Annotated in this window: 2 protein-coding genes; both read left to right on the top strand. The window is 73.1% G+C overall.

Going from position 1 to position 2,171, the window contains the following annotated elements; translation table 11 throughout:
- The first annotated feature begins 415 nt into the window (after positions 1-415).
- Positions 416-1,579 carry a sensor histidine kinase gene (locus GUY60_RS37055; protein ID WP_161705898.1) on the top strand — a complete coding sequence of 388 codons (1,164 nt, stop codon included), beginning with the start codon at positions 416-418 and terminating at the stop codon, positions 1,577-1,579.
- The coding region (locus GUY60_RS37050) for a response regulator (protein ID WP_161705897.1) at positions 1,579-2,171 on the top strand (593 nt) is incomplete at its 3' end. The genes GUY60_RS37055 and GUY60_RS37050, both read left to right, overlap by 1 nt.

The following is a 2,171-nucleotide window of genomic DNA, read 5'->3' as shown; positions in this document are numbered from 1 at the left end:
GCGGAGACCGCACCGAAGGTGCCCGCGCCGAGGGCGGCGACGGCGACGGTACCGGTGAGGACACGGGTGCGCAGGGAGAGCTTCTTCATGTCGGATTCCTCGATCTCTGGCGGCGGCACGGATGCCTGCTCGTGGAGTGCGGGAGGTGATTTCCGATCGGTTCCCGCAGTTGCCGGAGCGTTGTTCGCTCTGCCTCAATCCTGGGCCCGGAACCGGCCCCGTCCCGTCGGCGTACCGGCTCCGACCTGGGTGCCCGTCGGAGGACAGAGGGGTCGGCCGATCGGTTGATGCGAGGGGGACCTACGTAGGTGACGATGGGCCCGTGGAAGACCAGCAGCCCTCGGGACACCGGGACGATCAGCAGACCCTGGTGCACGGGGACGCGGCGCGGGACACCCGGCGCCTGGCCGTCGTCATGCACGTGGCGTTCTTCGTGCTCCTCGGTTCCGCACTGACCCGCTATCTGATCCGGCACCCGAGCGACCCCGCCACCCTGTGGGTCATCGTCCTCGCCGCCGCGCTGGCGCTGCTGTACGTGCTCGGCCCGATCCTCGGCCCCAAGGACAGCCCCACCGCCCCCGTGACGCACACCGTGGGCATCTCGCACAAGCTGTGGCTGGGCGCCGTCATGGCGATCTGGGCGGCCCTGGTGATCCTCGCGCCGAGCTTCGGCTGGTGCGCGGTCCCCCTCTTCTACACCGGCCTGCGCACCCTGCGGACCCGGGCCGCGATCTTCCTGGTCGCGCTGATCACCGTGTTCGTCGTGGCCGCCCAGCTGAAGCTGCGGGTCGGCGTCGGCTTCGACCCGAACCTGCTGTTCGGGCCGCCCGCCGTGGCCGCCGCCGCGACCGCCATGTTCATCCACGCGCAGCGGCAGGCGGCCCGGCTCCAGACCGTCATCGCCGACCTGGTCCGCACCCGGCGCGAACTCGCCGCCATCGAACGCCGCGAGGGCACCCTCGCCGAACGGCAGCGGCTCTCCATGGAGATCCACGACACCCTCGCCCAGGGACTGTCCAGCCAGCAGATGCTGCTCCAGGCCGCCGACCGGATGTGGGACACCGACCCGGCCGCCGCCCGCCGGCACATCCGCACCGCCGAGTCCTTCGCCGAGCACAACCTCGCCGAGGCCCGCCGCTTCGTGCACGACCTGGCCCCCGCCGACCTGGCCGGCGGCTCCGGCCTCGACGACGCGCTGCACGCCCTCGCGGCGCGCGAGTCCCGCTCCGGGCTCGACGTACGGTGCCGGGTCGACGGGGTCCCGGCGCCGCTGCCCGACCGGGTCCAGTCGGCGCTGCTGCGGATCGCGCAGGGCGCGCTCGCCAACGTCCAGGAACACGCCGCCGCCCGCACCGCGGTGCTCACCCTCGTCTACTTCGACGACCAGGTCGTCCTCGACGTCGCCGACGACGGCCACGGCTTCGACCCCGCCGCCGAGGCCGGGCCGACCGGGGTGCGCGGCCACGGACTTCCCGCGATCCGCGCGCGCGTGGCCCAGCTCGGTGGCACCCTCACCATCGAGTCCGCCCCCGGCGACGGCACGGTGCTGTCCGCCGCGATCCCCCTGGAGTCCCGCTGATGACCGCTTCCTCCCCTGTCCGGGTGCTGCTCTGCGACGACCACGCCGTCGTCCGCGCCGGACTGCTCGCCCTGCTCGGCAGCGCCCCGGACATCGAGGTCGCCGGGGAGGCGGGCACCGGCGAGGAAGCGGTCGCGCTGGCCGCGAAGCTCAGCCCCGATGTGGTGCTCATGGACCTCCAGCTGGGCGCGGGCATGGACGGCGTGGAGGCCACCCGCCAGATCGCGCCGACCGGCGTACGGGTCCTGGTGCTCACCACGTACGACACCGACGCCGACATCACCCGGGCCATCGAGGCGGGTGCGACCGGCTATCTGCTGAAGGCCGAGCGGCCCGACGAACTGTTCGGCGCGATCCACGCCGCCGCGGAGGGCCGCACGACGCTGTCGGCGCCGGTGGCGAGCCGCGTCATGGCCCGCATGCGCAGCCCGCAGCCGACGCTCACCGACCGCGAGCTGGACATCCTGGCCCAGCTCGCCCACGGCCTGGGCAACCGGGACATCGCGAAGGCGTTGTTCATCAGCGAGGCCACGGTGAAGACGCATCTGGGGCGGATCTACGACAAGTTGGGCGTGGATACGCGGGCTGGGGC

Source organism: Streptomyces boluensis, assembly GCF_009908195.1.
In the GTDB taxonomy this organism is placed as follows: domain Bacteria; phylum Actinomycetota; class Actinomycetes; order Streptomycetales; family Streptomycetaceae; genus Streptomyces; species Streptomyces boluensis.
The sequence above is the reverse complement of the archived record's forward strand: the minus strand, read 5'-3'. Positions and strand labels throughout refer to the sequence as shown.